Origin of the sequence: Enterobacter sp. UNJFSC 003, assembly GCF_036903355.1 — a bacterium.
GTDB lineage: Bacteria > Pseudomonadota > Gammaproteobacteria > Enterobacterales > Enterobacteriaceae > Enterobacter.
In genome coordinates this window covers 1-322 of record NZ_JBAKHK010000084.1, presented here as the reverse complement: position 1 = coordinate 322, position 322 = coordinate 1, and the positions used below count along the sequence as shown (strand labels likewise).

General features: G+C 54.3%; 1 protein-coding gene. It reads left to right on the top strand.

Annotated elements, in window-relative coordinates:
- Position 1 precedes the first annotated feature (1 nt).
- On the top strand, positions 2 to 322 hold a 321-nt coding region (locus tag V5P19_RS23200; RefSeq protein ID WP_334407875.1), incomplete at its 3' end, for a cation:dicarboxylate symporter family transporter.

Here is a 322-nt window from a genome sequence, read left to right as displayed (position 1 = left end):
ACTGAAAGCTGTTGCCCCCATCCTGGTGCTGATGCTGGTAATGGCATCTATTGCTAACCACCAGCACGGGCAGAAAACCAATATCCGTCCTATTTTGTTCCTCTATCTGCTGGGCACCTTCTCTGCAGCTCTGGCCGCAGTAGTCTTCAGCTTTGCCTTCCCTTCTACCCTGCACTTGTCCAGTAGCGCGGGTGATATTTCGCCGCCGTCAGGCATTGTCGAAGTGATGCGCGGACTGGTAATGAGCATGGTTTCCAACCCCATTGACGCGCTGCTGAAAGGTAACTACATCGGGATCCTGGTGTGGGCAATTGGCCTCGGC